2 protein-coding genes are annotated in these 2,758 nt (G+C 62.8%); both read left to right on the top strand.

The window, feature by feature from the left end; all coding sequences use genetic code 11:
- The first annotated feature begins 240 nt into the window (after positions 1-240).
- The gene (gene dprA, locus VOI29_RS23840) at positions 241-1,422 is read left to right on the top strand and encodes a DNA-processing protein DprA (RefSeq protein WP_323784305.1); all 1,182 of its coding nucleotides are present in this window, start codon (positions 241-243) and stop codon (positions 1,420-1,422) included.
- Between the two features lie 195 nt (positions 1,423-1,617).
- Positions 1,618-2,758, top strand: a 1,141-nt coding sequence (gene topA, locus VOI29_RS23835; RefSeq protein WP_323784303.1) for a type I DNA topoisomerase, incomplete at its 3' end; no start/stop codon positions are given.

Below are 2,758 nucleotides of genomic sequence, written 5' to 3'. Positions count from 1 at the left end.
CTGAGGTGGCGAACCTATCTGTAAAACTCTGTTTTACAACTAAAAACCGGCCCGGGAGCCAGCACTTCCGGGCCGGTTTGCAGTCTGGACAACCGCCAGCCCCCTGGTTGAACCGTCATCTTCCATTTACCCTGATGTCTCGGGAAAATTTTCGTGAAATTGCCCAAAAACGTTCTGCCGTTCACCGCCTGTTAACCCCCTTAAGGTTAATCCTTGTTCTGCAAACAGGCGGAGCTGCGGATGACCGAAGAAGCACATTCTTCCACTCACCCCCCACTCCCACCCACCACGGAAGATACCCGGTTTTCCTGGCTTCGCCTTTTGCGCTCTAAACGGGTCGGCCCGGTGACCTTTCACCGGCTGCTCGCCGAATATGGTTCAGCGCAGAACGCGCTGAATGCGTTGCCCGAAGTGGCACGTTCCGCAGGTATCAAAGGGTATGAAACATGCCCCGCCAAGGCGGTAGACGCTGAAATTAGGACCGCAAAAGCCGCCAAAGCGCGGCTTTTGTGCTTTGGCGACCCGGAATACCCCGAACTTCTCCGCAGCCTGAAAGATGCGCCGCCGCTGTTGTGGGCTATTGGCGACCTTGCGGCGCTGCAGCGCCCGATGATCTCCATGGTCGGCGCACGCAACGCGTCTTCGCTGGGGCTGCGCATGGCCAGATCGCTGGCGCAGAACCTGGGCGAGGCTGGCTATACCGTGGTTTCCGGCATGGCCCGCGGCATCGACACCGCTGCACATCAATCATCGCTGCAAACGGGAACAATTGCCGTTCTGGCAGGCGGCGCCGATGTGATCTACCCGGCAGACAACGCCCGGCTTGCCGAAGGCATTATCGAAAACGGGCTGCGCCTGTCAGAGCAGCCTATGGGCAAGACGCCGCAGGCCCGCGACTTCCCCAAACGCAACCGGATCATTGCCGGCCTGTCCAGCGCCGTCGTGGTGGTGGAGGCGGCCGCGAAATCCGGCAGCCTGATCACCGCCCGGGACGCGCTGGATTACGGGCGCGAGGTTCTGGCGGTGCCCGGTCACCCATTTGATGCGCGCAGTTCCGGCTGCAACAAGCTGATCCGCGACGGCGCCCAGCTGGTCCGCAATGCCGCTGACGTGCTGGAGGCGCTGCCGCCGCAAGACCCGCCACAGGACAAAGCGCCATCAGCCGCCAGTCCGCAGCCGGCCTTGGCCGGCCTGCCGCCGCCGCCGCCCGAACGGCGCAGCCTGGCGCAGACCAACGCCCTCCATCAGCAGATCCTCGGCAGGCTGGGCCCCTCCCCGACCTCCGAAACCGACCTGCTGCGCGACCTCTCCCTGCCGCCGCAGCAGCTGGCCCCGGCGCTAACGGATCTGGAGCTTGAAGGCGCGATCCGGCGCCAGCCGGGCGGGCTGCTGCTCAAGGCCTTTCCGGAAAATGAAGACTGACCCAGAACATTCTGCCTTGCCTCTGCCGCCCTCCCCGGACCGCGGCCACAGGCTGGTGTGATCCATCGGAATATCACCGGATATGGCCGGTTGCCCGGTCTGTTCATTGCGCCTGGATTGACAATCTCCCCTTGCGCCCCACATCCTGCCCCGCCATAGAACCCGCAGAAGCGGTCCGAAGAGGGTACAGAATTTATGCCAGTAGTCGTTGTCGAATCCCCGGCCAAAGCAAAGACAATCAACAAATATCTTGGCTCCAACTATACGGTTCTGGCGTCCTACGGGCATGTTCGAGACCTGCCGGCCAAGGATGGCTCGGTCGATACCGAAGCCGATTTCGGCATGACCTGGGAGGTCGGCAATGATTCCCGCAAGCACGTCAAGGCGATTGCCGACGCGCTGAAAGAGGACAATGCGCTGATTCTCGCCACCGACCCCGACCGCGAAGGCGAGGCGATCAGCTGGCATCTGCAGGAGGCGCTGACCAAGCGGCGCTCGATCAAGAAGGACACCGCGGTCAGCCGGGTGACCTTCAACGCGATCACCAAGGAAGCGGTGACCGAGGCGATGCAGAACCCCCGCGAAGTCGACATGCCGCTGGTCGAGGCTTATCTCGCCCGCCGCGCGCTGGACTATCTGGTAGGGTTCAACCTTTCGCCGGTTCTGTGGCGCAAGCTGCCGGGTGCGCGTTCCGCAGGCCGGGTGCAATCCGTCTGCCTGCGCCTGATCGTCGAGCGCGAAATGGAAATCGAGGCGTTCAACGCGCAGGAATACTGGTCGGTGCGGGCCCAGATGGCGACCCCGCGCGGCCAGGAGTTCGAGGCGCGCCTGACGGTGCTGGGCGGCGACAAGCTGGACAAATACAGCCTGAAAAACTCCACCGCTGCGGAACTGGCGGTTCAGGCCGTGGCATCGCGCCAGCTGTCGGTGCTGTCGGTCGAGGCCAAGCCTGCCTCCCGCAACCCTTCTGCCCCGTTCATGACTTCTACCCTGCAACAGGAGGCCAGCCGCAAATTCGGCATGGGCGCGCGCCAGACCATGAACGCCGCCCAGCGCCTGTATGAAGCCGGCCAGATCACCTATATGCGAACCGATGGCATCGACATGGCGCCAGAGGCGGTGCAGGCCGCCCGGGCCGAGATCGAAACACGTTACGGCGCAGAGTATGTGCCATCCTCTCCGCGGATTTATAAGAACAAGGCGAAGAACGCCCAGGAAGCGCACGAATGTATCCGCCCAACGGATATGAGCCGCGACGCGGCCAGCCTGAAAGTCACGGATGACGATCAGCGCAAGCTGTATCACCTGATCTGGAAGCGCACCCTGTCGTGCCAGA

The organism is Leisingera sp. (assembly GCF_034669605.1).
In the GTDB taxonomy this organism is placed as follows: Bacteria; Pseudomonadota; Alphaproteobacteria; order Rhodobacterales; family Rhodobacteraceae; genus Leisingera.
Note: the sequence above shows the minus strand (reverse complement) of the source record. Positions and strands in the feature narration are given on the sequence as shown.